A 609-nucleotide genomic window follows, 5' to 3' on the forward strand; every position below is an offset into this window, starting at 1 on the left:
GGCGCCGGGCGCCACCGGCATCTCGCCACGCCAGGCGGCGTCCAGCGCCGCGATCAGCCGGGTGTCGTCGCCCTGCGGCTCGCTGCCCGAGGCTTCCAGCCCGGCCACGATGGTCTTCAGGCAGTCGATCGCCGAGAGGATCAGGGTGATGCCCTCGGGCGTCACCTTCAGCGAGCCGTCGCGATACTTGCCGAGCACGTTCTCGGCCGCGTGCGCCACCTTCTCCAGCCGGGACAGGCCGAGGAAGCCGCAGGTGCCCTTGATGGTATGCACGCTGCGGAAGATTTCCGACAGGGTCGGCTTGTCGTCCGGCGCCTTCTCCAGCTTCAGCAGCGCCACGTCGAGCGATGCCAGCCCTTCATTCGTTTCGGTCAGGAAGTCTGCAAGAAGGTCGTCCATCGCTTTCCCCGGCGGCTGGCGGTTCCGCAAACTGGAGCGAGGAGCGCGAAGAAAGGGTAAAGGCAGGTGCCATGTGGTGACGCCTGCCGGCGCCGCGACGCCTGTTCAGCCGCGCGGGGTCAGCAGCAGGGCGGCGGCGGCCTCGCCGGCGCTGGCCGGGCCCTCGCCGGGCGGCAGCAGCAGCACCTCCCAGCCGGAGAGCAGCGCCAG

Annotated in this window: 1 protein-coding gene; it reads right to left on the reverse strand. The window is 70.3% G+C overall.

Annotated elements, in window-relative coordinates; translation table 11 throughout:
• On the reverse strand, positions 1 to 399 hold a 399-nt coding region (locus HMPREF0731_RS22645), incomplete at its 3' end, for an Hpt domain-containing protein (protein WP_007006612.1).
• Positions 400 to 609 lie beyond the last annotated feature (210 nt).

Origin of the sequence: Pseudoroseomonas cervicalis ATCC 49957, assembly GCF_000164635.1 — a bacterium.
In the GTDB taxonomy this organism is placed as follows: domain Bacteria; phylum Pseudomonadota; class Alphaproteobacteria; order Acetobacterales; family Acetobacteraceae; genus Pseudoroseomonas; species Pseudoroseomonas cervicalis.